General features: G+C 37.2%; 1 protein-coding gene. It reads right to left on the bottom strand.

The window, feature by feature from the left end:
* Positions 1–223 (bottom strand): hypothetical protein (locus A1D18_RS06740; RefSeq protein ID WP_171910783.1); only part of this gene is annotated, 223 nt, incomplete at both ends.

The following is a 223-nucleotide window of genomic DNA, read 5'->3' as shown; positions in this document are numbered from 1 at the left end:
TATTTTTTGAATCTCCGCTTCACATTGAGGAGCATAGGTTTTTAGTATTTCTAAACCGTCTTTCACTGCCTCACGTGAAATTTCTGAGAATTGCCTAAATTGTCGAAAAAACTCTGTCTGTATCTGGCTTAAATCCTTGTTTCCATTTGATTTGTCTGGATGAAATAACAAAACACTGCTGCGAAAAAACTTCATTAAGCGGCGTTGCAGATCTTCTGAGCAT

Origin of the sequence: Candidatus Rickettsiella isopodorum, from assembly GCF_001881495.1 — a bacterium.
Taxonomy (GTDB): Bacteria; Pseudomonadota; Gammaproteobacteria; order Diplorickettsiales; family Diplorickettsiaceae; genus Aquirickettsiella; species Aquirickettsiella isopodorum.
The sequence above is the reverse complement of the archived record's forward strand: the minus strand, read 5'-3'. Positions and strand labels throughout refer to the sequence as shown.